The following is a 21,991-nucleotide window of genomic DNA, read 5'->3' as shown; positions in this document are numbered from 1 at the left end:
CCGTTCCGCGGTCGGCCGCCTCAGGGGGCGGTCACGGCTTGAGGACGAGGGTGTCGCTCGTGCTCTGGTCCACCGCCTTGCCCGAGAACGACCAGGGCAGCAGCTCGCCCTTGGCCCACTTGCCCGTCTGGTCCGTGTAGTGCGCGCTGAACGCGTGCCCGGAGGCGCCGCTCAGGTTGATCCACTTGGACTTGTCGAGGTCGGCGAGGTTGACCACCATCCGCATGGACGGCACCCACACCACGTTGTAGCCGCCGGCGGCGTTCCAGCCGGACGCGTTCACCGTGGACTCGCCGCCGCTGAGCTTCCAGGGGCCGCGGTTCAGGAGGTACTGCAGGACCTTGGGACCCTCGGTGCCGAGTGTCTGGTTCTTCAGGAACAGTCGGTGCAGGCGGCCCCAGCTCCAGGTGTCGATGTCCTTGCCGAGCTTGGCGGTCAGCTCCCAGCGGGCGTCGATCATCGCCCGGCGGAAGAGCTGGTCGCGGTTGTCGGCGCCGGGCCGGGTGCCCGACTTGGGCGTCTTCCACCAGTCGCTGTCCGGCTTGTCCATCAGGGTGCGCACGACCTCGAACCAGCGGTCGCCGCCGTCCGGCTGCGCCTGGTCGGCGTCGCGCTGACCGCACTCGCGCACCTTGGTGTCGTCGTCCACCGGGCCGGTGCTGTCGATCTTGTCGACCCACAGGCACTGCCCCTTGACGCGCACCTCCTTGGGGAGCTTGTTGCCGAAGGAGAGCTTGAGGATGTTGCGCCAGACGGCGTTGAAGTACGCGGCCGCCGCCGAGTCGGCTTCCTGGGTGTAGTCCCAGCCCTCCAGCAGCTTCTGCGCCTCGCGGACGTCCGGGTCGTCCAGGTTGATCTTCAGCAGCTTGGGCACCAGCAGCTTGGCGATCTCGCTGCTGTTGTCCAGCTGCATCTGGCGCATGTCGTCGGTCGAGATCCTGCCGCCGTCCTTGATCTTGGACTCGATCAGGTCGGAGATGCGCTGGCTGCGGGTGCCGTAGGCCCAGTCGGTGGTGAGGGTGTACGGGTACTTCTCCGGGTCGACCACGGCCTGGTTGGCGGTGACGATGTAGCCGCGCTTGGGGTCGTACTCGTAGGGCAGCTCGTCCTGCTTGATGAAGCCCGTCCAGCGGTACTTCGAGTCCCAGCCCGGTGCCGGGATGGCGCCGGTGTCCTTGGCGGAGCGGGTGGGGATCTTGCCGGGCAGGGTGTAACCGATGTGGTTGTCCGTGCTGGCGAAGACCAGGTTCTGCGAGGGCACGTCGAACAGGGCCGCCGCCGCGCGGAAGTCGTTCCAGTCCCCGGCCTTGTCGAGGGCGAACACGGCGTCCATGGTCGTGCCCGGGTCGAGCGCGGTCCACCTGAGGGCGATGCCGTAGCCGTCGCCCCGGTCGGGCGCGGCGGTGTTCACCGAGGCCTTCTTGCCGACCTGGACGAGTTCGTCGTCACGGTCGGACAGCAGCGGCATCCCGTCCTGGGTCTGGCGGACGACGATCGTCTTGGCCTTGCCGCCGGCGACCTTGATGGTCTCCTCGCGGGTCTTGAACGGGCGGACCTTGCCGTCGTACAGGTAGCCGTTCGCGCTCACCTTCTCCAGGTAGAGGTCGGTGACGTCGACGCCGGAGTTGGTCAGGCCCCAGGCGATCTTCGCGTTGTGGCCGATGATCACACCGGGCATGCCGGCGAACGTGTAGCCCGTGACGTCGTACTGGCACTTGCCGGAGACGGTCCGGCAGTGCAGGCCCATCTGGTACCAGACGGACGGCAGGGACGCCGACAGGTGCGGGTCGTTGGCGAGCAGCGGCTTGCCCTTGACGGTGTACTTCCCGGCGACCACCCAGGAGTTGGAGCCGATGCCCTGGCCGTTCACGCCGACGGCCGTCGGCAGGTCGTCCAGGACGTTGTAGAGGCCGCCCAGCTGGCTCGTGAGGCCCGAACCGGTCCCGGCCGAGGCCGAGGAGCCGGTCGTGCCCGTCGTGCCCGCGGAGGAGCCCGTGGCGCCCGTGGTGCCCTGCGAGCCGGTGACGCCGCCCGTCGTGCCCTGCGTGCCGCCCGTCGCCCCCTGCGAGGAGCCGGTGGCGCCGCCCTGCTGGAAGGCCTTGGTCAGCTCGTCGTACTGGCCCTCCTGGACGATCGGCTTGTTACGGCTGTACGGGTACGCCGGGTACAGGTCCTGGATCTGCTGCGGGCCGAGGCGGCTGGTCATCAGGGCGCGGTCGATCTCGTCCTGCATGTTGCCGCGCAGGTCCCAGGCCATCGCCTTCAGCCACGAGACGGAGTCGACCGGGGTCCACTTCTGCGGCTGGTAGTCGTTGGTGAAGCCCAGGGCCGCGTACTCCAGGGAGATCTCCTTGCCGCTCTTGCCCTGGAGGTAGGCGTTGACCCCCTTGGCGTAGGCCTGGAGGTACTTCTTGGTGGCGGGCGACAGCTTGGTGTCGTACTCCTGCTGGGCGATCCGGTCCCAGCCGAGGGTGCGCAGGAATTCGTCGTTCTCGACCTGGCTCTTGCCGAACATCTCCGACAGGCGCCCGGAGGTCATGTGCCGGCGCACGTCCATCTCGTAGAACCGGTCCTGCGCCTGGACGAAGCCCTGCGCCATGAACAGGTCCTCGTCCGAGGAGGCGTAGATCTGCGGGATGCCGTAGCCGTCCCGCTTGACGTCGACCGGTCCGGACAGGCCGTCGAGCCTGATCGTTCCCGTGGTCTGCGGGAAGGAGGCGCGAACCGTGCTGATCGACCAGTACGCCCCGTAGGCGACGCCACCGATGATGGCCAGAACCAGCACAAGCACGATCAGTCGGGCTTTGCGCCCCTTCTTCCTGCCGGACTTGCCGGGCGTGGCACTCGCACTCGTGGTGGCGGTGTCACCCGTTGTGGCGGTGGTGTTGGGGGGCATCGCTGTCCTTGCTGTCCTAACGCGAGCGGCAGGTCGGGCTGTGACTTTGAATGAGCGCTGGAGCAACCATAGGCGCAGGGCCCTGTCCCGCTTGACGCGGAGTCGGGAACCAGCGCGCACGAGCGTTCGATCTTGCCTCGGCGAACGTCAAGAAAGCGTCAAGACTTAGGTAAGCTAACGAAGTAACCGGAGATCACTTGCCCGATCCGAGGAGGAACGCCCGCTGACTGTCCACCACCTCAACCAGCTCCTGCTCGTCTGCTCCGTCGTACTGCTCGTCGCCGTCGCGGCCGTCCGGATCTCCTCGCGCAGCGGGCTCCCCAGCCTGCTCGTCTACCTGGGGATCGGCGTCCTCATGGGCCAGGACGGCATCGGCGGCATCCACTTCAACAGCGCCGAAGTGACCCAGGTCATGGGATACGCGGCCCTGGTCGTGATCCTCGCCGAGGGCGGTCTGGGCACGAAGTGGAAGGAGATCCGGCCGGTTCTGTCCTCCGCCTCCGTGCTGGCGACGGCGGGCGTCGCGATCAGCGTCGGTGTCACCGCGGCGGGCGCGCACTATCTGGTCGGGCTGGAATGGCGGCAGGCGCTCATCATCGGCGCGGTGGTCTCGTCGACGGACGCGGCGGCGGTCTTCTCGGTCCTGCGGAAAATCCCCCTCCCCGCGCGCGTGACGGGAACCCTGGAGGCGGAGTCCGGCTTCAACGACGCCCCGGTGGTCATCCTGGTCGTCGCCTTCTCCACGGCCGGCCCGGTCGAGCACTGGTACCTCCTGCTCGGCGAGATCGCCCTGGAGCTGGCCATCGGCGCGGCCATGGGCATCGCGGTGGGCTGGTTCGGCGCCTGGGGGCTGCGGCACGTCGCCCTGCCCGCCTCGGGCCTCTACCCGATCGCCGTGATGGCCATCGCCGTCACCGCGTACGCCGCCGGCGCCCTGGCCCACGGCAGCGGCTTCCTCGCCGTCTACCTGGCCTCCATGGTCCTCGGCAACGCCAAGCTGCCCCACTGGCCCGCCACCCGCGGCTTCGCGGAGGGGCTCGGCTGGATCGCGCAGATCGGCATGTTCGTCGTCCTCGGCCTGCTGGTCACCCCGCACGAGCTCGGCGACGACGTCTGGCCCGCCCTGGTCATCGGCCTGGTGCTGACGATGGTGGCTCGCCCGCTGAGCGTGACCGGCAGCCTGGCGCCGTTCCGGGTGCCGTGGCGCGAGCAGGCCCTGATGTCCTGGGCCGGACTGCGCGGCGCCGTGCCCATCATCCTGGCGACCATTCCCATGGTGAACGGCGTCGACGCCAGCCGCCGCATCTTCAACATCGTCTTCGTCCTGGTCGTCGTCTACACCCTCGTCCAGGGACCGACCCTGCCCTGGCTGGCCCGCACCCTGCGGCTGGGCGAGACGGGCGAGGCCGCCGACCTCGGCATCGAGTCGGCTCCGCTGGAGCGGTTGCAGGGGCACCTGCTGTCCGTCTCCATCCCCGCGGGCTCCCGGATGCACGGCGTGGAGGTCAGCGAACTGCGGCTGCCGCCCGGCGCGGCCGTCACGCTGGTCGTGCGCGAGGAAAAATCGTTTGTTCCGCTGCCCACGACGGTGCTCCGGCGCGGCGACGAACTGCTGGTCGTCGCCACCGACCCGGTCCGCGACGCGGCGGAACGGCGCCTGCGCGCGGTCGCCCACGGCGGCAAGCTGGCGGGCTGGCTGGGCACGGACGACAACCAGAGGTGAGCCCCGCGGCAATCCCCAGCGAGCCCCTCGGCAATCACAGGTGAGCCCTGCGACGGTGCTCACTTTCACAGGGGCACAAGCCATGATCCCTGTAGTATTAAGGCACCCTGATCGAACCAACTCTGCCTGATGCAGAGCTGGCGCGACCGTATGGCGGCCGGGACGCCCTAGGCAGTGGCACCGGTATCTACCGCAGTTCCGCGCAAGAGGACAGCTCTCGGCGCCCCCGCACGGGCGCGCTACCAGGCGGAAGAAAGGCACGGGCCGTGGCATCCACGGTCACCACCGAGCCGGCGGAGAACCCGTCAGCCTCGTCCCGCCCGGGATACGGACAGCTGCTGCGCACCCGCGGCGCCTGGACCTTCCTGCTCCCCGGCTTCGCGGCACGCCAGCCGTTCGCCATGCTCACGCTCTCCATCGTGCTGCTCGTCCAGCACACCACCGGCTCCTACGGCGCCGCGGGCGCCGTCGCGGCCGCCACCGGCGTCTCCATGGCGCTGTTCGCGCCCTACAGCGGCCGCCTCGCCGACCGCTACGGCCAGCGCGCCGTCCTGGTCCCCGGCGTCCTGGTGCACACCCTCGCCGGCCTCTCCCTGACGGCGCTCGCGCTGGCACACGCGCCCCTGTGGGCGCTGTTCCTGGCGGCCGTCCCGACCGGCGCCTCGGTGCCGCAGGTCGGCCCGATGGTGCGGGCGCGCTGGGGCGTGAAGCTCCAGGGCTCGCCCCTGATGACCACCGCGGCGGCGTTCGAGTCGGTCACCGACGAGCTGACCTTCGTCTTCGGCCCCCTGCTGGCGACCGCCCTGTGCACCGCCGTGACACCGGCGGCGGGCCTGGTCACGGAGGCCGCGCTGACCCTCGTCGGCGGGCTGCTGTTCGCCGCGCAGAAGAGCACGCAGCCGGCGGTGTCCGGTGACAGCGGGCACGCGCGCGTGCGGCACGCCTCCGCGCTGCGCGTCCCGGGCGTGCGCGTGCTGGTCGTCACCTTCCTGGGCATCGGCTCGGTCTTCGGCGGCATGCAGGTCTCGCTCGCGGCCTTCACCGAGTCCATCGGCGAGCCCGGCCTGAACGGCGTCCTGTACGGCGTCTTCGCCGCCGGCAACATGCTGTCCGGCATCGCCTGCGGCGCGATCGCCTGGAAGGCGGCCCCCCAGAAGCGCATCGTGATCGGTTACACGGCCCTCGCGCTGGCGGCGTCCGCGCTGTGGACGGCCCACTCGGTGCTGCTGCTCGCCGCGCTCGGCCTGCTGGTCGGCATGTGCATCGCGCCCTCGCTGATCACGGGCTACACGCTGGTCGAGAGCCTGGTCCCGGCCGGTGCCCGCACCGAGGCCTTCACCTGGCTGACCGGTGCCGTCGCGCTCGGCCAGGCCGCCGCCGTGACGGTCGCCGGACAGCTGGAGGACCGGCTGTGGGACGGCGCCGGGTTCCTGGTGCCGATGGCCGGCACCGTGCTCGCACTGGTGACCCTGGTGACGCTGCGGTCCCGGCTGGTCCCGCGGCACGCGAACCGCACGGTCGCGCGTGGCGTCGGTCACCGCGTGCCGGTCACGGTGGACTGATCCCCGGGAATACGTCACTATGGACCGTCGTTAGCACTCATTGAGTGAGAGTGCCAGGAGGAAGACAGTGCCGACCTACCAGTACCAGTGCACCGAGTGCGGCGAGGGCCTTGAGGCGGTGCAGAAGTTCACCGACGACGCTCTGACCGAGTGCCCCAGCTGCAAGGGCCGCCTGAAGAAGGTGTTCTCCGCGGTCGGCATCGTCTTCAAGGGCTCCGGGTTCTACCGCAACGATTCCCGCGGCTCCACGTCGAGCAGCACCCCGGCGTCGAAGCCGGCCGGCTCCTCGTCCGACTCGAAGACGTCCTCGTCGTCCACGTCGACGTCCTCGACGTCCTCGTCCGGCTCCGCCAGCAGCTCGGCCGCCTGACAACTCACGTCCGGACCCTGCCGTCGCCCGACGGCAGGGTCTTCGGCGTTCCCCGGCGCCCGCTCCCCCGCGCTGTCGCGGGCCGCTAGTGTGCTGGTCATGGCGAACGCAGAGATCGGCGTAATCGGCGGTTCGGGTTTCTACTCGTTCCTGGACCACGTGACCGAGGTCCAGGTGGACACCCCCTACGGAGCGCCCAGCGACTCCCTCTTCCTCGGCGAGATCGCCGGCCGGCGGGTCGCCTTCCTGCCCCGGCACGGCCGTGGCCACCACCTGCCGCCCCACCGCATCAACTACCGCGCCAACCTGTGGGCGCTGCGCTCGGTCGGCGTCCGGCAGGTGCTGGGCCCCTGCGCGGTCGGCGGGCTGCGCCCGGAGTACGGCCCGGGCACCCTGCTCGTCCCGGACCAGTTCGTGGACCGTACGAAGTCCCGGGCACAGACGTACTTCGACGGGCTGCCGCTGCCCGACGGCACCGTGCCGAACGTCGTGCACGTGTCCATGGCCGACCCCTACTGCCCCACCGGGCGGGCCGTCGCGCTGAAGGCGGCCCGCGGCCGGGACTGGGAACCGGTGGACGGCGGCACCCTGGTCGTGGTCGAGGGCCCGCGCTTCTCCACGCGCGCCGAATCGCTGTGGCACCGGGCACAGGGCTGGTCGGTGGTGGGCATGACCGGCCACCCCGAGGCCGCGCTCGCCCGTGAGCTGGAGCTGTGCTACACGTCCCTGACCCTGGTCACCGACCTCGACGCGGGCGCCGAGACCGGGGAGGGCGTCTCGCACGAGGAGGTGCTGGAGGTCTTCGCGGCCAACGTGGACCGGCTGCGGGGCGTGCTGTTCGACGCGGTGGCGGCTCTGCCGGCGACCGGGGAGCGGGACTGCCTGTGCGTGAACGCGCTGGGCGGGATGGATCCGGGGTTCGAGCTGCCGTAGGCCGCCAGGAGAGGGAACGGGAGCGGGAGCGGGACCGGGCGGAACTTCTCGTTCGGGTGGGCGAGTTGTCCACAACCGGTCGGTGATCCACCGGCTCCGGCGGGATCCGGCGCGAGGCCCCATCGTGGGAGCGCAAGCCGAACTCCTCGTCGCAGGCGGTGACCCCATGCCTTCGCCCATGCCTTCACCCATGTCTTCGCCCACCCCGTCCCCGCTCTCCTCGCCCCCGCATCCCCTCCGGCTCCCGCGCCCGCTGGGCACGGACGCTCCGCCGACCCGTGAGGTGCCCCCGTTCGACCCGGTGCGGGTGCGCGGCGGGCGGTACCGGCTGCAACGGCTGGTACGGCATCGCCGGCGGGCCGTCGCGGCCGGCCTCGCGGTGACCGCGGCGGCGCTCGTGGCGGCGGGCCCCGGGGCCGGTACGGAACCAAGTGGCAGGGAGCGGCCCCGCGGCCACCCGGTGGCGGAGCCCGCCCGAGGGCACCCGGGCACGGAACCGGTACCGGGGCACGCGGGGGCGGGTCCTCTACGACGGCACCCGGTGGTCGAGGCGGTGTCGGCGCCGGTGCGGATCGCCGACGCGGCGACGGTGCGGCTGCTCCGGCCCGGTGACCGCGTCGACGTGATCGCCGCGGCGGACCCGTCGGCCGGGGGCGGGCCCCGGGTGCTCGCGCGGGGGGTGCGGGTGACCGAGGTCCCGGAGGTGCCGGAGCCGTCGGCCGGCGCGGCCGAGAGCGGGGCGCTGGTCGTGCTGGCGGTGCCGCGGGCCGCGGCGGCCCGGCTGGTCGGCGCGGGCGCCACCGCACGCCTGGCGGTGACGCTGTGCTGAACCAGTTGCCGTGCGTTCTCGGCGGCTTGCTGTCAAGTCCCTCGATCGAGCGATGGGGGTGGACACACCGGCCGCACCGTGCCGTAGGTTGCGGAGCGTTTCGTTCCACACCCTGTGCATGCGAGGAGAGTCCCCTAGGTGAGCGCGAAGCAGGAACCGAGCGTCTGGCAGGGCTTCAAGGCCTTCCTGATGCGCGGCAACGTCGTCGATCTGGCGGTCGCGGTGGTCATCGGCGCGGCCTTCACGAACATCGTCAACTCGGTGGTGAAGGGGATCATCAACCCGCTGGTCGGAGCGATCGGCACGAAGAACCTCGACAGTTACAGCGCCTGCCTGAAGGACCCGTGCCAGGTGGGCGCGGACGGCACGGTCAAGAGCGGGGTGCCGATCATGTGGGGCTCCGTCCTGGGCTCCACGCTCAGCTTCGTGATCACCGCTGCGGTGGTGTACTTCCTGATGGTGCTGCCGATGTCGAAGTACCTGGCCCGGCAGGCGGCCCGGAAGGCGGCGCGCGAGGGCACGAAGGAGGTCATCGAGGTGACCGAGCTGGAGGTGCTCAAGGAGATCCGCGACGCCCTGGTCGCGCAGCGTGGGGCCGGGCACGACGAGCGCTAGCGGCGCCGCGGCGGACGGCTCAGAGGTGGTGGGGCGGCTTCTCGTCCAGGAAGCGCCGCAGGTCGGCGGCGCTGTCGCCGTCCGGGCGCTCGCCCCAGCCGCGGTCGGTGTCGTCCGAGGACTGCTGGTCCAGCGGGTCGTCGAAGACCAGCGCGGGCTTCGGATCGCGCGGCTCGGGCTCGGGGGCGGTGCTCATGCCACCAGGGTACGGCGCCCACCGGTCCGGCCCGGCGGTCTGCTCCCCCCTGACGCCCGCCGCCCCTCCCCCAGCGCTTGTGAATGCGTTCACAAGATTTCGGGGCGGTTTTCTGCTGTGCTGGGACCATGACGTCGAGTTCCGCCCCGGCGCCCGCCCCCTCGGGCGCACCACAGCCCTCCGGCCCCCTGCGAAGGCTCACCGCGCGCGGGCGCGACGAGGCACACCGCGTCGCCTCCCCGCTGGAGCTGTTCTTCGACCTGTGCTTCGTCGTGGCGATCGCGCAGGCGGGCGTGCAACTGGTGCACGCCGTCGCGGAAGGGCACGCGGGCGAGGGCATCCTCAACTACGCGATGGTGTTCTTCGCCATCTGGTGGGCCTGGATGAACTTCAGCTGGTTCGCCTCGGCGTACGACAACGACGACGCGCTCTACCGGGTCGTCACCCTGGTGCAGATCGCCGGCGTCCTGGTCCTGGCCGCCGGCATCTCCCGGGCCGCCGCGCAGCACGACTTCCTGCTGGTCTGGCTCGGCTATGTGATCATGCGGCTGGCGATGGCCTCGCAGTGGCTGAGAGCCGCGAGATCGGCCACGGGCGCGGAACGGACCACCGCGCTGCGGTACGCGTACGGCGTGCTGCTGTGCCAGGTCGGCTGGCTCGGCCTGGTGCTGCTGCCCGAACCGTACCGGCCGTGGGTGTTCCTCGTGATGCTGATCGCGGAACTGTACGTGCCGCTGTACGCCGAGAAGGTCCAGGAGACCTCTTGGCACCCGCACCACATCGCCGAGCGGTACGGCCTGTTCACGATCATCGTGCTCGGCGAGACGATCGCCGCGGCGACGGTCGCCGTGAAGTCGGGCGTGGACGAGCACGACGCGCTGGGCGAGCTGCTGCCCATCGCGGCGGGCGGGCTGCTGATCGTCTTCGCCGCGTGGTGGATCTACTTCGTGGTGCCCATCCACGGGCACCTGCGCTCCACGCGGCGGGCGTTCGTCTGGGGGTACGGGCACTACCTGGTCTTCGCCTCGGCGGCGGCGATCGGCGCGGGTCTGGAGGTGGCCGTGGAGCAGGCGGTCGGCAAGGCGCACATCTCCACGCTGTCCGCCTCGGCCGCCGTCACCCTGCCGACCGCGCTGTACCTGCTGACCGTGTGGGCACTGCACTCCCGCCACTTCAAGGTCGGCCTCGCCCAGCAGCTCGTCCTCCCGGTCACGGCTCTGCTGGTCATCTGCTGCACCTTCCTGGGCGAGTGGGCGGTGCTCGTGGCGGGGCTCGTGTCCTCGGCGGCGGTGGCGACCGGGGTGATCCTGACGGCGCGCATGGCCGCCCGGGAACGCGAGGCGGGCGCCGCCGCCCCGGCCGCCTGAGTCCTTCGGCCGGGGGCGCCGGCTGGGCCAGACTGGCGTCCATGACAGCTGACGCTTTGACGGATGTCGCCGGGCTGCGGGTGGGGCACGCCACCCGCAGCGGCGACGGCTGGCTCACCGGTACCACGGTCGTCCTCGCCCCCGAGGGCGGCGCCGTCGCCGCCGTGGACGTGCGCGGCGGCGGCCCCGGCACCAAGGAGACCGACGCGCTCGACCCGCGCAACGTGGTGCAGAAGGTCGACGCCGTCGTGCTGACCGGGGGCAGCGCGTACGGGCTCGACGCGGCCTCCGGGGTGATGGCCTGGCTGGAGGAGCAGGGGCGCGGGGTGCCGGTGGGGGTGGATCCGGCGCATGTCGTGCCGGTGGTGCCGGCCGCGTGCGTCTTCGACCTGGGGCGCGGCGGCGACTTCCGGGCGCGTCCGGACGCGGCGACGGGACGCGCGGCGGTCGAGGACGCGGCGGCCTCTGTGCCGGGTGCGCGGGTTCCGCAGGGGTGCGTCGGCGCCGGCACGGGCGCCGTCGCCGGGCGGCTCAAGGGCGGGGTGGGCACCGCGAGTACGGTGCTCGCCTCGGGGACCACCGTGGCGGCGCTGGTGGTCGCGAACGCGGCGGGGGCGGTGCTGGATCCCGAAACGGGCGCGTTGTACGGCGAGTTGTTCCAGGGGCGGGTGGAGTACCCGGACGAGCGCGTGCACGCCGCCGCGCTCCGGCGCCTGGACGAGGCCGCCGCCGGAAACGCGCCCGCGCCGCTCAACACGACGCTGGCGGTGGTCGCCACGGACGCGGACCTCACCAAGGCGCAGGCCCAGAAACTGGCGGGCACGGCGCACGACGGGATCGCGCGCGCCGTGCGCCCGGTGCACCTCCTGCACGACGGCGACACGGTGTTCGCGCTGGCGACCGGCACGCGCCCGCTCGACCCGCACCCGCTGGCGCTCAACGACATCCTGGCCGCCGGCGCGGACCTGGTGACCCGCGCGATCGTACGGGCCGTGCGCGCCGCCGAGTCGACCGCCGGACCGGGCGGAGTGTGGCCGTCGTACGGGGAGTTGTACGGCCGGTAAGGGCGCTCCGCCGGCGTCAGGGGCGGGGGGTTGAGCCCTGGATTGTCGCGGTTCTGTCACGTGATGGCGTTCACGGGAGTGGAGGGGAACCTTCCGCAGTGCCGGAGCCCTCTTTCTCCACGCACTGGAACGGACCACGCACATCACACGAACCTGGAGCAGCCCGTGACAACGCCGGACATTGCAGCGCGGCGCGCACTCGGGGCCTGTGCCGCCCTGATGGTCGGCGCCCTCACCCTGACCGCCTGCGGCGGCAACGCCAACGCGAACAACGACGACGGCAAGGGCGGCAAGGACTCCCCGAAGACGTCGACGGCGAAGATCGCGATCTCGGCCAAGGACGGTTCGACCGGGGCGTCCATCAACGCCACCGGGGTGAAGGTCAGCGACGGCAGGCTGACCGACGTGAAGATGACGGTGGCGGGGTCGGGGCAGACCGTGCCGGGGGCGATATCGGCGGACGGCCACACCTGGAAGCCGAAGGAGCAGCTCGAGCGCGGGACCAAGTACCAGATAGCCGCGACCGCCAAGGACGCCGAGGGGCGTACGGCGGCGGCCAACTCCATCTTCACCACCGTCAGCTCGTCGAACAGCTTCATCGGCACCTACACGCCGGACAACGGCGCGACGGTCGGCGTGGGCATGCCGGTGTCGTTCACGTTCGACAAGTCCATCACCGACAAGAAGGCCGTGCAGTCCCACATCACGGTCAACTCCACCAGCGGCCAGCAGGTGGTCGGGCACTGGTTCGGGGACCGGCGGCTCGACTTCCGGCCGCAGGACTACTGGAAGGCCGGGTCCAAGGTCACGCTGAAGATCGACCTGGACGGCGTCGAGGGCGCGAAGGGCGTCTACGGCGTGCAGAAGAAAACCGTCTCCTTCACGATCGGACGCTCGCAGGTCTCCACGGTCGACGTGAACACGCAGACCATGACGGTGGTGCGGGACGGCAAGACGTTCAAGACGGTGCCGATCTCGGCGGGCAGCCCGCAGCACACCACGTACAACGGGCAGATGGTGATCTCCGAGAAGTTCGTGCAGACCCGGATGAACGGCTCGACGGTCGGCTTCGGTGGGGAGTACGACATTCCGGACGTGCCGCACGCGATGCGGCTGACGACGTCGGGGACGTTCATCCACGGCAACTACTGGTACAATCGGGGCAACCCGCCCTTCGGGCGCACGGGCACCAGCCACGGCTGCGTCGGCCTGGCGGACGTGCAGGGCGCGCAGGGCGCCACAGAGGCCAAGTGGTTCTACGACAACTCGCTCATCGGGGACGTCGTGATCGTGAAGAACTCCCCCGACACGACGGTCTCCCCCGACAACGGGCTCAACGGCTGGAACATGTCGTGGAGCGCCTGGACCGCGGGGAGCGCCGCCTGAGCGGCGGTTTTTGACGGGGTGACGGGGCCGCGCGGGAACTTTTCGCGCGGCCCCGGCGTTTTCCTGGCGTACGTTTTCTCGGTTCCCGGACATGATGTCCGACCGAGGGGCTACGGTATGCACCCACAAGGTGACATGCAGCAACGCCGGGAGAAACCTTGAGCGTTCCGTACGAGACCGCAGCGTACGAACCAGCCGAGTCGCCCGAGTCTCCTGAGGAGCATCTCGCGCGACTCCTCGGCCGTGCCCTGAACTCGTTCGAGCTGCCCGACGAGGTGATACGGCGCCTCGACTGCGCGCTGGCGCACGACAGTTCGCTGCACTCCGCGTACCACAGCGCGGGGCTGCACCGGGAGACGTACCGGCACACCTGGCTGCTCGCCGACGGCGCGGCGGTCACGCTGTGGGAGCTGGTGCACAACCCCACGCCCGGCAGTGCCGCGCAGCACGAGGTGTACGTCGACGAGGAGGAGCTACAGGCCGCCACGGCCCGACTCGGCCTGCCTCCGGAGCCGCAGGACTTCGAGCTGCCCGCGCTGATGCGGCTGTGGGCGATCCCCGAGCCCCGGCAGGTGTTCGCCTCCGACGACTCCGCGGACCACGCGCGCCGGCTGCTGCGCCGCGCCGAGAACTCCGACCGGCCCGGCGCTGAGACGGCGGCCCTGCTGGCGACGGCGACCGCCCACCAGATCACCCAGGCGTTCGGCCGCCCCGGCCGGGCCGGCCGGACGGGGCTGAGCTACGCGCTGTACGAGCACGCCTTCCTGCTGCCCGACGGCACCGAGATCTCCCTGTGGGAGGTCGAGCACACGGCGACGCCCGACGGGCGCCACATGTGCGAGGTGTACATGTCGGAGGACGCGGCGCGGGACGCGATGGAGCGGCGCGCGGCCCGGCAGGGGTAGAGCGCCCGCCTCACGGGGCAGGGTCCGGGACTGCCCGTCCCGGACCCTGAGTGTCTCGCTATGGCCCGCGGCGTGGCTGCCGGAGCGGGCGCGGCTGCCGTCAGGCGGCTATCGGCTGCTTGGCCCCCTTGGGAGCGGCCGCCTCCTGCGCGGCCGGGTCGGCGGCCGCGGACTCGGGGCTCGGCTTGCGCAGGCCCTTGAGGAGGACCACCAGGGCCGTGGTGACGCAGACACCGGCCGCGATCGCCACCAGGTACAGCAGCGGGTTGCCGATCAGCGGGACCACGAAGATGCCGCCGTGCGGGGCGCGCAGGGTGGCACCGAAGCCCATCGACAGGGCACCGGTGAGCGCGCCGCCCACCATGGAGGACGGGATGACCCGCAGCGGGTCGGCCGCCGCGAACGGGATCGCGCCCTCGGAGATGAAGGAGGCGCCCAGCACCCAGGCGGCCTTGCCGTTCTCGCGCTCGGCCGGGGTGAACAGCCGGCCGCGCACGGTGGTGGCCAGGGCCATCGCCAGCGGCGGGACCATGCCGGCCGCCATCACCGCGGCCATGATCTTCATGGCGGAGTCGCTGGGGGTGGCGACGGCGATGCCGGCGGTGGCGAAGGTGTAGGCGACCTTGTTGACCGGGCCGCCCAGGTCGAAGCACATCATCAGGCCGAGCAGGGCGCCGAGCAGGATGGCGTTGGTGCCGGTGAGCCCGCTCAGCCAGTCGGTCAGGCCCTTCTGGGCGCCGGCGATGGGCTTGCCGATCACGACGAACATCAGGAATCCGACGATCGCCGCGGAGATCAGCGGGATCACCACCACGGGCATGATGCCGCGCAACGCCGCGGGGATCTGCACTCTCTGGATGGCCAGCACCACGCCACCGGCGATCAGACCGGCCGCCAGGCCGCCGAGGAAGCCCGCGTTGATGGTCACCGAGATCGCGCCGCCGACGAAGCCGGGGACCAGGCCGGGCCGGTCGGCCATGCCGTAGGCGATGTAACCGGCGAGGACCGGGACCAGGAAGCCGAAGGACACCACGCCGATCTGGAACAGCAGCGCGCCCCAGCTGTCGGCCTGGGTCCACACGAAGTGGTCCATCACCGACGGCGCCTTGTTGATCTTGTAGCCGCCGATCGCGAAGCCCAGTGCGATGAGGAGGCCGCCCGCGGCGACGAACGGGACCATGTAGCTGACGCCGGACATCAGCCACTTGCGGAGCTTGGTGCCGTAGCCCTCGGTGGAGTCGCCCGCGCGCTCGACCGGCGTGCCGGACGGCGCCTGCGCCGGGGCACTCGCCTCGCCGCGCGCCGCCTTCTCGCGTACTTCCGCGATGAGCTGGGCGGGGCGGCTGATGCCCGCCTTCACGCCCACGTCGACGGTCGGCTTGCCCGCGAAGCGGTCCTTGTCGCGGACGGGGACGTCGTGCGCGAAGATCACGCCGTCCGCCGCCGCGATCACCGCCGGGTCCAGCCGGGTGAAGCCGGCCGAGCCCTGGGTCTCGACGGCCAGCTCGATGCCCGCCTCACGGCCGGCGTTCTCCAGCGACTCGGCCGCCATGTAGGTGTGGGCGATGCCGGTCGGACAGGAGGTGACGGCGACGACACGGAAGGGGCGCTCGCCCGGGGCGGGGGTGGCACCCGGCGCCGGGGCGGATCCGCCGGCGACGGTCGCGCCCGGAGCCGGGGCCCTGGTGCCCGCCGCGGCGTCGGCGGAGGCCGCCACCGACGCCGCAGCGGTGTCTTCGGAGGCGTCCGCGGCACCCTGAGGAGGGGGAGTGCCCACGGCGCCCTGGGGAGAGCCCGGGGCGCCCTGGGGAGAGCCCGCGTCCGCTGCGTCCGCCGCACCGCCCGCACCCTCGCCCGCGGCCGTCGGCGCCTCGTCCCCGCGGATCAGCGCCGCCGCCGTGGCCGCGTCCCCCGCCGACCGCAGCGCGTCCGTGAACTCGGCGTTCATCAGCTGGCGGGCGAGGGAGGAGAGGATCGTGAGGTGGGCGTCGTCGGCGCCGGCGGGGGCCGCGATCAGGAAGATGAGGTCGGCCGGGCCGTCCGCGGCACCGAAGTCGACACCGGCGGCGCTGCGCCCGAAGGCGAGGGTCGGCTCGGTGACATGGGCGCTGCGGCAGTGCGGGATGCCGATACCGCCGTCGAGGCCGGTCGGCATCTGGGCCTCACGGGCGGCGACGTCGGCGAGGAAGCCCTCCAGGTCGGTCACCCGGCCCTGGGCCACCATGCGCCGGGCGAGGGCACGGGCCGCCGCTTCCTTGGTGTCGGCGGACAGGTCGAGATCGACCAGGTCCGCGGTGATCATTTCGCTCATCGCGGGCTCCTATGCACGCGTACCGCCCGGGGAGAGAAGTGGGCGGGGGTGGGGACGGGGGTGCGGTGGGGGGACGGGGTGGTGCGGAAGGCGAGGCCGGGGGAACCCCGCCTCCCGCGGGCGGCACGGCGGCACGGGTGGGCCGTGCCGCCCCGTGGCCGCGGCGAGTAACGGGGAGCCTCGCCGCTCGGAGGCCGGTCGGGCGGGCGGTTTCGGCGTCGCGGTCCCGGCGCGTCCGCCCAGCCGGCGGAATCCGGGGCGGGTACCGCCACGCGCGAGCGAGGTCATGACACCGGCTCCGTCAGTTCGCGGTCCAGCGGGACGTCGGCCGTGACCGTCACCGCCGCGGGATCCAGGTCGGCCGGGGTCGGCATCACGCTGCCGGGGAGCTGGACGGCGGCTGCGCCATGGGCGACGGCTGAGGCGAGGGCCTCGGGGCCGGTGCCGCCGGCGATGAGGAAGCCGGCCAGGGAGGCGTCGCCGGCGCCGACGTTGCTGCGGACGGCGACGACGCGCGCGCTGCCGAACCACGCGCCGGTGTCCGACACCAGGAGCTGGCCGTCGGCGCCCAGGCTCGCGAGCACGGCGCGTGCGCCCAGCGCGCGCACTTCCTCGGCCGCCTTGAGCGCGTCCCCCACGGTCACCAGGGGGCGCCCGACGGCTTCCGCCAGTTCCTCGGCGTTCGGCTTCACCACGTCGGGCCGGGCGCGCAGCGCCTCCAGGAGCGCACGCCCCGAGGTGTCCAGCGCGATACGTGCGCCTCCGGCGTGCGCCCGCGTGACGACGTCGGCGTACCAGGAGGGCGCGAGCCCCCCGGGCAGGCTGCCGCAGCAGGCGATCCAGTCGGCGTCGGCGGACTGGGCGCGGATCGTGTCCAGGAGCAGTTCCTGTTCCGCCGCGGACAGCTCCGGGCCCGGCGCGTTGATCTTCGTGAGCACCCCGTCGGCTTCCGCCAGCGCGATGTTGGAGCGGGTGGCGCCGGCCACCGGGACCGGCGCGACCTCGATGCCCTGCGCGTCGAGCAGATCGGCGACGAGCGCCCCCGGCGCGCCGCCCAGGGGCAGGACGGCGACCGTACGCCGGCTGGCGGCGGCGACGGCGCGCGAGACGTTCACGCCCTTGCCGCCGGGGTCCATGCGCTCGCCGGTGGCGCGGACGACCTCGCCGCGCTCCAGGGCGGGGACCTCGTAGGTGCGGTCGAGGGAGGGGTTGGGGGTGACGGTGAGGATCATGCGCGCACTACTTCCGTGCCGCCGCGCTCGATGGCGGCGGCGTCTTCCGGGCTCAGCCCGCTGTCGGTGATCAGCAGGTCCACATCGCTCAGGTCGCCGAAGCGGGCGAAGTGCTCCTGGCCGTGCTTGGAGGAGTCGGCCAGCAGCACCACACGGCGCGCGGCGGCGACGGCGGCCCGCTTGACCGCGGCCTCGGCGAGGTCGGGAGTGGTCAGACCGTGCTCGGCGGAGAAGCCGTTGGCGGCGACGAACAGCACATCGGCGCGGATCTCGCCGTACGCGCGGAGCGCCCAGGCGTCCACGGCGGCGCGCGTACGGTGCCGTACGCGCCCCCCGACCAGGTGGAGCTGGATGCCCGGGTGGTCGGCGAGGCGGGCGGCGATCGGCAGGGAGTGCGTGACGACGGTGAGCCGGGACTCCAGCGGGATGGCCGCGGCCAGGCGGGCGACCGTCGTACCGGCGTCGAGGATCAGCGTGCCCTCGGCCGGCAGCTCGGCGAGGGCGGCCTTGGCGACGCGGTCCTTCTCGTCGGCGGCGGTGGACTCGCGTTCGGCGAGGTCCGGCTCGAAGTCGAGACGGCCGACCGGAATGGCGCCGCCGTGCACCCTGCGCACGAGACCGGCGCGGTCGAGGGCCTTCAGATCGCGGCGGATCGTCTCCGCGGTGACCTGGAACTCCTCGGCCAGCGACAGCACGTCCACCCGGCCGCCGTCACGGGCGAGCCGGAGGATCTCCTGCTGCCGTTCCGGTGCGTACATGTCCGTTCGCCTCCGCCTCATGCCCGAACGTGTGGTTTCACAGGGAGAGTACGTCCGGTTTTCCGGAATGTAAACAAGTTCGGACCAAATTCGGGCACGAACGGACTTCCGGTGTGCGTCCGGACAGCAGTGGGGCCCGGCATCTGATCGGTGCCGGGCCCACGTCATACCTGCTCAGGAAGTGATCGGGTTCCGTCCGGAAGTCGGTCCGGGTTCGCCGGGAAGTCGGTCCGGCTCCGTCACGGAACCAGTTCCGGCTCCTTCGCCACCGCCGGCGCCTCCTGCTCCGCGCCCTCCGCGCCCTCCACATGCTGGGCCGGCCGCTTCGGCAGGGCGGACATCAGCAGGAAGATCGCGCCCATGATCCCGGCGACCCACCACAGCGCGTGCTGGAAGGCGTGGACGTACGCCGGGCCGACCTGCGCGAGCGTGAGCCGGTCGCTGATCTGCCCGAAGAAGACCACCGACACCAGCCCCAGCCCGAGCGCGTTGCCCATCTGCTGCACGGTGTTGATCAGCCCGGACGCGGAACCGGCGTGCTCGCGCGGCACCTCCGAGAGCACCGCGTCGGTCAGCGGCGCGACGATCAGGCCCATGCCGACCCCCATCACGACCAGCGGCAGCGCCATCTGCCAGGAGGCGATGGACAGACCGTAGCGGTGGGCCTCCCACAGGTAGAGCAGCACACCGATGCCCATCACCAGCGCGCCCGCCTGGAGCACCTTGCGGCCGAACCGCGGGACCAGCTGCTGCACCGACAGCCCGGCCGCCGTGGACACCGCGAGGGAGAACGGCACCCCGGTCAGCCCGGCCCGCAGCGGGCTCCAGCCCAGGCCGATCTGCATGTACAGCGTCCAGACCAGGAAGAAGATGCCGAGCGCGACACCGAAGACGGTCTGCACGGCGATGCCCGCGGCGAAGCTCTTCACCCGGAAGAGGGACAGTTCGATGAGCGGGGAACCGTCCCTGGCGGCCTTCCGTTTCTCGTACGACACCAGCGCCGCGAAGACGACGAACGCACCGGCCATGCAGACGTGCCCCCACAGCGGCCAGCCCAGCTCACGCCCCCGAGTGAGCGGATACAGCAGCATCAGCAGGCCCAGCGTCACCAGGGCCACGCCGACCAGGTCCAGCTTCAGCGCCCTGGGGGCCTTCGACTCCGTGATGAAGCGACGGCCCAGCAACCAGGCGATGACACCCACAGGAAGGTTGATGAGGAAGATGGGGCGCCATTCGAGTCCGAACAGGTTCCACTCCGTCAGCAGCGCGCCCAGCAGCGGGCCGGAGACCGCACCGAGGCCGACGATCGCGCCGAACAGGCCGAAGACCTTGCCGCGTTCGTGCGCCGGGAAGGTGGCGTGCACGATCGACAGCACCTGCGGCACCATCAGCGCGGCCATGGCCCCCTGGAGGATGCGGGAGGCGACCAGCATCTCCGGGTTCACGGCGAAACCGCACAGGGCGGAGGCGAGGGTGAAACCGCCGACCCCGAGGAGGAACAGCCGCTTACGGCCGTGGATGTCACCGAGCCGGCCACCGGTGATCAGACCGGCGGCGAACGCGAGGGCGTACCCGGCGGTTATCCACTGGATCTGACTGACCGTCGCATGGGCGCTTCGCCGGATGGACGGGATGGCGATGTTCACGATCGTCACGTCGACCAGGTCCATGAAGGCCGCGGTCATCACGATGGCCAGGGCCAGCCAGCGGGTTCGGTCGGGCGTCCCGCGCCCCGGTGCGGTGTTGCTGTCGTTCGGCGTCATGAGAGAAAGGTAGGACCGCATTAGGTCAGTTGGTGTCCTAGATCTGCGGCATGCTCATCGGTATGACAACCGACACTCCAGCCCGGCTGCTCCAGCTCCTCTCCCTCCTCCAGACACCCCGCGAGTGGCCCGGCGGTGAGCTGGCCGACCGGCTGGGGGTGTCGCGGCGCACCGTGCGGCGGGACATCGACCGGCTGCGGGAGCTGGGCTATCCGGTGCAGGCGTCGAAGGGCGCGGACGGCGGATACCGGCTGGTCGCGGGCAAGGCCATGCCGCCGCTGGTCCTGGACGACGAGGAGGCCGTCGCCATCGCGGTGGGACTGCGGGCCGGTGCCGGGCACGCCGTGGAGGGCGTGGACGAGGCGTCCGTGCGGGCGCTGGCCAAACTGGAGCAGGTGCTGCCCTCCCGGCTGCGCCACCGGGTGTCCACGCTCCAGGCCGCGACCACGCCGCTGACCAGCGGGGACGGACCGAGCATCGCCCCGGAGACGCTGACCGTGATGGCGTCGACGGTGGCGGGGCACGAACGGCTGCGGTTCGCCTACCGCGACAGGGACGGCAGCGCCTCCCGCCGGCTGACCGAGCCGCACCGGCTGGTGTCGACGGGCCGGCGCTGGTACCTGGTCGCGTACGACCTCGACCGGGCCGACTGGCGCACCTTCCGCGTGGACCGGGTGAGCGAGCCGTTCGCGACCGGAGTCCGGTTCCCGCCACGGGAGTTGCCCACGGGAAGCGCCGCCGAGTACCTGCGGCAGTCGATCCACCGGCGACAGGAGACGTACGCGTTCGAGGTGCGGTTCGCCGCGCCGGCGGAACAGGTCTCCGCGCGGGTTGGGCAGTGGCTCGGGACCCCCGAGGACGACGGCACGGGCGGCTGCGTCCTGCGGGGCACCACCGGCGACCCCACGGAGTGGCTGGCGGTGCGGCTGGCGATGGCGGGGTATGAGTTCTCGGTCCACGGGCCGGCGGAACTGGTGGAGGCGGTGCGGGAGTTGGGGGGACGGTTGAGCAGGGCGGCGGGGGGCGGGGGGTAGGGGGCGAGGCGGGGTATAGAAGGCGGGGCGCCCGGGACGTAGGGGCGCGCCTCACGACTCCCCGTCCCCGCCCGCACCTCCGCTCCCACTCCCACGTCCGCCCCCATTCCCACGTCCGCCCCCACTCCCACGTGCGCTCCCACTCCCACTTGCGCTCCCGCCCCCGCTCCCACTTCCACTCCCGCTCCACTGAAAGTCCCGCAGGGCGCGGAGGTTGCGCAGGGCCAGGGCTGCCGGGCTTCCGGGGCCGGTGGGCGGAGTCGTCGTGGTGGCCCAGGACTCGACGGCCACACGGACGGCGGCACCGGCCACGGCCGCGGCGAACCGCAGGTCCGGGCCGGGTCGTACCGGCTGGGCCTCTGCGGTCTCCTGGCCCCCCGTGGCCTCCCGGGCACCCCTCGCCTCCCCGCCCCCCGAGGTCTCGCGTTCCAGCAGGATCTCCGCCAGCGCCCCCTCCGACGCCTGGCACACCTCCGCCCAGACCTTGCGCAGGGCCGGGCTGGTGTCGGCGAGGCGGACCAGGGTGCGGAGCCATTCCCAGGAGGCGGCCGAGACGCCGATGCCGGGGACGAGGGTGTGGTGGACGGCGTGTTCCAGGGCCTCGGGGAGGGACAGGTGGGCCGGGGCCGTACGGACCGCCTCGATCCAGCGTTGGGCGCCGGCCGCGTAGAGCGGGGCGACCGCCTCTTCTTTGGTGGCGAAATAGCGGTAGAACGTGCGCGGTGCGATGCCCGCGGCCTGGGCGATGTCCTCGGCGCGGGTCGCCCGCAGGCCCTGCTGGACGAAAAGGGCTGCCGCCGCCCGGGCGATCTCCATCCGGGTCTCGGCCTTACGGCGTTCGGTGAGGGACACCGGCGCGGAGGCGGAAAACGGCTGGTGGGCGGGGCTGGGGGTGGTGCTCATCCCGGCAGGCTATGCCCGTGTGGCAGAATCTGCCATCCGGCGGTCCACCCCGGGGTTCAGGTACGGGGTGGGCCGCCATTCCAGCATGTCGGCACGCCGAACCGCAGGCCACTCAGGCAGGCCACTCAGGCCCCACAGGCAGGC

General features: G+C 72.0%; 18 protein-coding genes. 11 read left to right on the top strand and 7 right to left on the bottom strand.

Annotated features, from left to right (window positions below; all coding sequences use genetic code 11):
* Positions 1 to 31: 31 nt before the first annotated feature.
* Complete coding sequence (locus ACZ4U1_RS10685; RefSeq protein ID WP_467902002.1) at positions 32 to 2,896, bottom strand: penicillin acylase family protein; 2,865 nt, start codon at positions 2,894 to 2,896, stop codon at positions 32 to 34.
* A gap of 223 nt (positions 2,897 to 3,119) precedes the next feature.
* On the opposite strand from ACZ4U1_RS10685, the gene ACZ4U1_RS10680 reads away from it, so the two are divergent.
* The 6 genes from ACZ4U1_RS10680 to mscL all read left to right on the top strand — a co-directional run bounded on the left by ACZ4U1_RS10680 (position 3,120) and on the right by mscL (position 8,928).
* Positions 3,120 to 4,619 (top strand): potassium/proton antiporter, encoded by a 1,500-nt coding sequence (locus ACZ4U1_RS10680; RefSeq protein ID WP_467902270.1) that lies wholly within the window; start codon positions 3,120 to 3,122, stop codon positions 4,617 to 4,619.
* 266 nt (positions 4,620 to 4,885) lie between these two features.
* Positions 4,886 to 6,181 (top strand): MFS transporter, encoded by a 1,296-nt coding sequence (locus ACZ4U1_RS10675; protein ID WP_467902001.1) that lies wholly within the window; start codon positions 4,886 to 4,888, stop codon positions 6,179 to 6,181.
* A gap of 67 nt (positions 6,182 to 6,248) precedes the next feature.
* The gene (locus tag ACZ4U1_RS10670) at positions 6,249 to 6,551 is read left to right on the top strand and encodes an FmdB family zinc ribbon protein (protein ID WP_467902000.1); all 303 of its coding nucleotides are present in this window, start codon (positions 6,249 to 6,251) and stop codon (positions 6,549 to 6,551) included.
* A 99-nt stretch (positions 6,552 to 6,650) separates the two neighbouring features.
* On the top strand, positions 6,651 to 7,484 hold the full coding sequence (locus ACZ4U1_RS10665; protein ID WP_467901998.1) for an S-methyl-5'-thioadenosine phosphorylase: 834 nt from the start codon (positions 6,651 to 6,653) through the stop codon (positions 7,482 to 7,484).
* A gap of 190 nt (positions 7,485 to 7,674) precedes the next feature.
* Positions 7,675 to 8,313 carry a hypothetical protein gene (locus tag ACZ4U1_RS10660; protein ID WP_467901997.1) on the top strand — a complete coding sequence of 213 codons (639 nt, stop codon included), beginning with the start codon at positions 7,675 to 7,677 and terminating at the stop codon, positions 8,311 to 8,313.
* A 138-nt stretch (positions 8,314 to 8,451) separates the two neighbouring features.
* Positions 8,452 to 8,928 carry a large conductance mechanosensitive channel protein MscL gene (gene mscL / locus ACZ4U1_RS10655; protein WP_467901995.1) on the top strand — a complete coding sequence of 159 codons (477 nt, stop codon included), beginning with the start codon at positions 8,452 to 8,454 and terminating at the stop codon, positions 8,926 to 8,928.
* Between the two features lie 19 nt (positions 8,929 to 8,947).
* Here the strand turns inward: mscL and ACZ4U1_RS10650 are convergent, their stop codons facing one another.
* Positions 8,948 to 9,124 carry a hypothetical protein gene (locus ACZ4U1_RS10650; protein ID WP_467901994.1) on the bottom strand — a complete coding sequence of 59 codons (177 nt, stop codon included), beginning with the start codon at positions 9,122 to 9,124 and terminating at the stop codon, positions 8,948 to 8,950.
* Positions 9,125 to 9,252: 128 nt separating this feature from the next.
* Here ACZ4U1_RS10650 and ACZ4U1_RS10645 point away from each other — a divergent pair, with 128 nt between their 5' ends.
* The 4 genes from ACZ4U1_RS10645 to ACZ4U1_RS10630 all read left to right on the top strand — a co-directional run bounded on the left by ACZ4U1_RS10645 (position 9,253) and on the right by ACZ4U1_RS10630 (position 13,846).
* Entirely contained in the window at positions 9,253 to 10,491 is a 1,239-nt protein-coding gene (locus ACZ4U1_RS10645; RefSeq protein WP_467901992.1) for a low temperature requirement protein A, read from the top strand.
* A gap of 41 nt (positions 10,492 to 10,532) precedes the next feature.
* Complete coding sequence (locus tag ACZ4U1_RS10640) at positions 10,533 to 11,555, top strand: P1 family peptidase (RefSeq protein ID WP_467901990.1); 1,023 nt, start codon at positions 10,533 to 10,535, stop codon at positions 11,553 to 11,555.
* A gap of 165 nt (positions 11,556 to 11,720) precedes the next feature.
* Entirely contained in the window at positions 11,721 to 12,941 is a 1,221-nt protein-coding gene (locus ACZ4U1_RS10635) for a L,D-transpeptidase (RefSeq protein WP_467901989.1), read from the top strand.
* A gap of 158 nt (positions 12,942 to 13,099) precedes the next feature.
* A complete protein-coding gene (locus tag ACZ4U1_RS10630; protein ID WP_467901987.1) occupies positions 13,100 to 13,846 on the top strand; it encodes a DUF6227 family protein in 747 nt (248 codons plus the stop codon).
* 100 nt (positions 13,847 to 13,946) lie between these two features.
* On the opposite strand, the gene ACZ4U1_RS10625 is transcribed toward ACZ4U1_RS10630, so the two are convergent.
* From ACZ4U1_RS10625 to ACZ4U1_RS10610, 4 genes are all read right to left on the bottom strand, one after another.
* Positions 13,947 to 16,157: a PTS fructose transporter subunit IIABC gene (locus ACZ4U1_RS10625; protein WP_467901985.1), complete on the bottom strand. Its 2,211-nt coding sequence runs from the start codon at positions 16,155 to 16,157 to the stop codon at positions 13,947 to 13,949.
* A 284-nt stretch (positions 16,158 to 16,441) separates the two neighbouring features.
* On the bottom strand, positions 16,442 to 17,389 hold the full coding sequence (pfkB, locus tag ACZ4U1_RS10620) for a 1-phosphofructokinase (RefSeq protein ID WP_467901984.1): 948 nt from the start codon (positions 17,387 to 17,389) through the stop codon (positions 16,442 to 16,444).
* Positions 17,386 to 18,147 (bottom strand): DeoR/GlpR family DNA-binding transcription regulator, encoded by a 762-nt coding sequence (locus tag ACZ4U1_RS10615; protein ID WP_356145813.1) that lies wholly within the window; start codon positions 18,145 to 18,147, stop codon positions 17,386 to 17,388. Before ACZ4U1_RS10615 ends, pfkB begins: the two co-directional genes overlap by 4 nt.
* Positions 18,148 to 18,386: 239 nt before the next feature.
* A complete protein-coding gene (locus ACZ4U1_RS10610) occupies positions 18,387 to 19,910 on the bottom strand; it encodes an MFS transporter (RefSeq protein ID WP_467901983.1) in 1,524 nt (507 codons plus the stop codon).
* 62 nt (positions 19,911 to 19,972) lie between these two features.
* On the opposite strand from ACZ4U1_RS10610, the gene ACZ4U1_RS10605 reads away from it, so the two are divergent.
* Entirely contained in the window at positions 19,973 to 20,944 is a 972-nt protein-coding gene (locus ACZ4U1_RS10605; protein ID WP_467901982.1) for a helix-turn-helix transcriptional regulator, read from the top strand.
* A 51-nt stretch (positions 20,945 to 20,995) separates the two neighbouring features.
* Here the strand turns inward: ACZ4U1_RS10605 and ACZ4U1_RS10600 are convergent, their stop codons facing one another.
* A complete protein-coding gene (locus tag ACZ4U1_RS10600) occupies positions 20,996 to 21,847 on the bottom strand; it encodes a TetR/AcrR family transcriptional regulator (RefSeq protein ID WP_467901980.1) in 852 nt (283 codons plus the stop codon).
* Between the last annotated feature and the right edge of the window lie 144 nt (positions 21,848 to 21,991).

It is taken from the genome of Streptomyces sp. NPDC028928, from assembly GCF_055564915.1.
Note: the sequence above shows the minus strand (reverse complement) of the source record. Positions and strands in the feature narration are given on the sequence as shown.

What these genes read in the sequence shown, in the direction of transcription:
- ACZ4U1_RS10685 (WP_467902002.1), bottom strand. Translation starts at nt 2,896, where the DNA reads ATGCCCCCCAACACCACCGCCACAACGGGTGACACCGCCACCACGAGT.
- ACZ4U1_RS10665 (WP_467901998.1), top strand. Translation starts at nt 6,651, where the DNA reads ATGGCGAACGCAGAGATCGGCGTAATCGGCGGTTCGGGTTTCTACTCG.
- ACZ4U1_RS10660 (WP_467901997.1), top strand. Translation starts at nt 7,675, where the DNA reads ATGTCTTCGCCCACCCCGTCCCCGCTCTCCTCGCCCCCGCATCCCCTC.
- ACZ4U1_RS10650 (WP_467901994.1), bottom strand. Translation starts at nt 9,124, where the DNA reads ATGAGCACCGCCCCCGAGCCCGAGCCGCGCGATCCGAAGCCCGCGCTG.
- ACZ4U1_RS10645 (WP_467901992.1), top strand. Translation starts at nt 9,253, where the DNA reads ATGACGTCGAGTTCCGCCCCGGCGCCCGCCCCCTCGGGCGCACCACAG.
- ACZ4U1_RS10640 (WP_467901990.1), top strand. Translation starts at nt 10,533, where the DNA reads ATGACAGCTGACGCTTTGACGGATGTCGCCGGGCTGCGGGTGGGGCAC.
- ACZ4U1_RS10625 (WP_467901985.1), bottom strand. Translation starts at nt 16,157, where the DNA reads ATGAGCGAAATGATCACCGCGGACCTGGTCGATCTCGACCTGTCCGCC.
- pfkB (WP_467901984.1), bottom strand. Translation starts at nt 17,389, where the DNA reads ATGATCCTCACCGTCACCCCCAACCCCTCCCTCGACCGCACCTACGAG.
- ACZ4U1_RS10615 (WP_356145813.1), bottom strand. Translation starts at nt 18,147, where the DNA reads ATGTACGCACCGGAACGGCAGCAGGAGATCCTCCGGCTCGCCCGTGAC.
- ACZ4U1_RS10610 (WP_467901983.1), bottom strand. Translation starts at nt 19,910, where the DNA reads ATGACGCCGAACGACAGCAACACCGCACCGGGGCGCGGGACGCCCGAC.
- ACZ4U1_RS10605 (WP_467901982.1), top strand. Translation starts at nt 19,973, where the DNA reads ATGACAACCGACACTCCAGCCCGGCTGCTCCAGCTCCTCTCCCTCCTC.
- ACZ4U1_RS10600 (WP_467901980.1), bottom strand. Translation starts at nt 21,847, where the DNA reads ATGAGCACCACCCCCAGCCCCGCCCACCAGCCGTTTTCCGCCTCCGCG.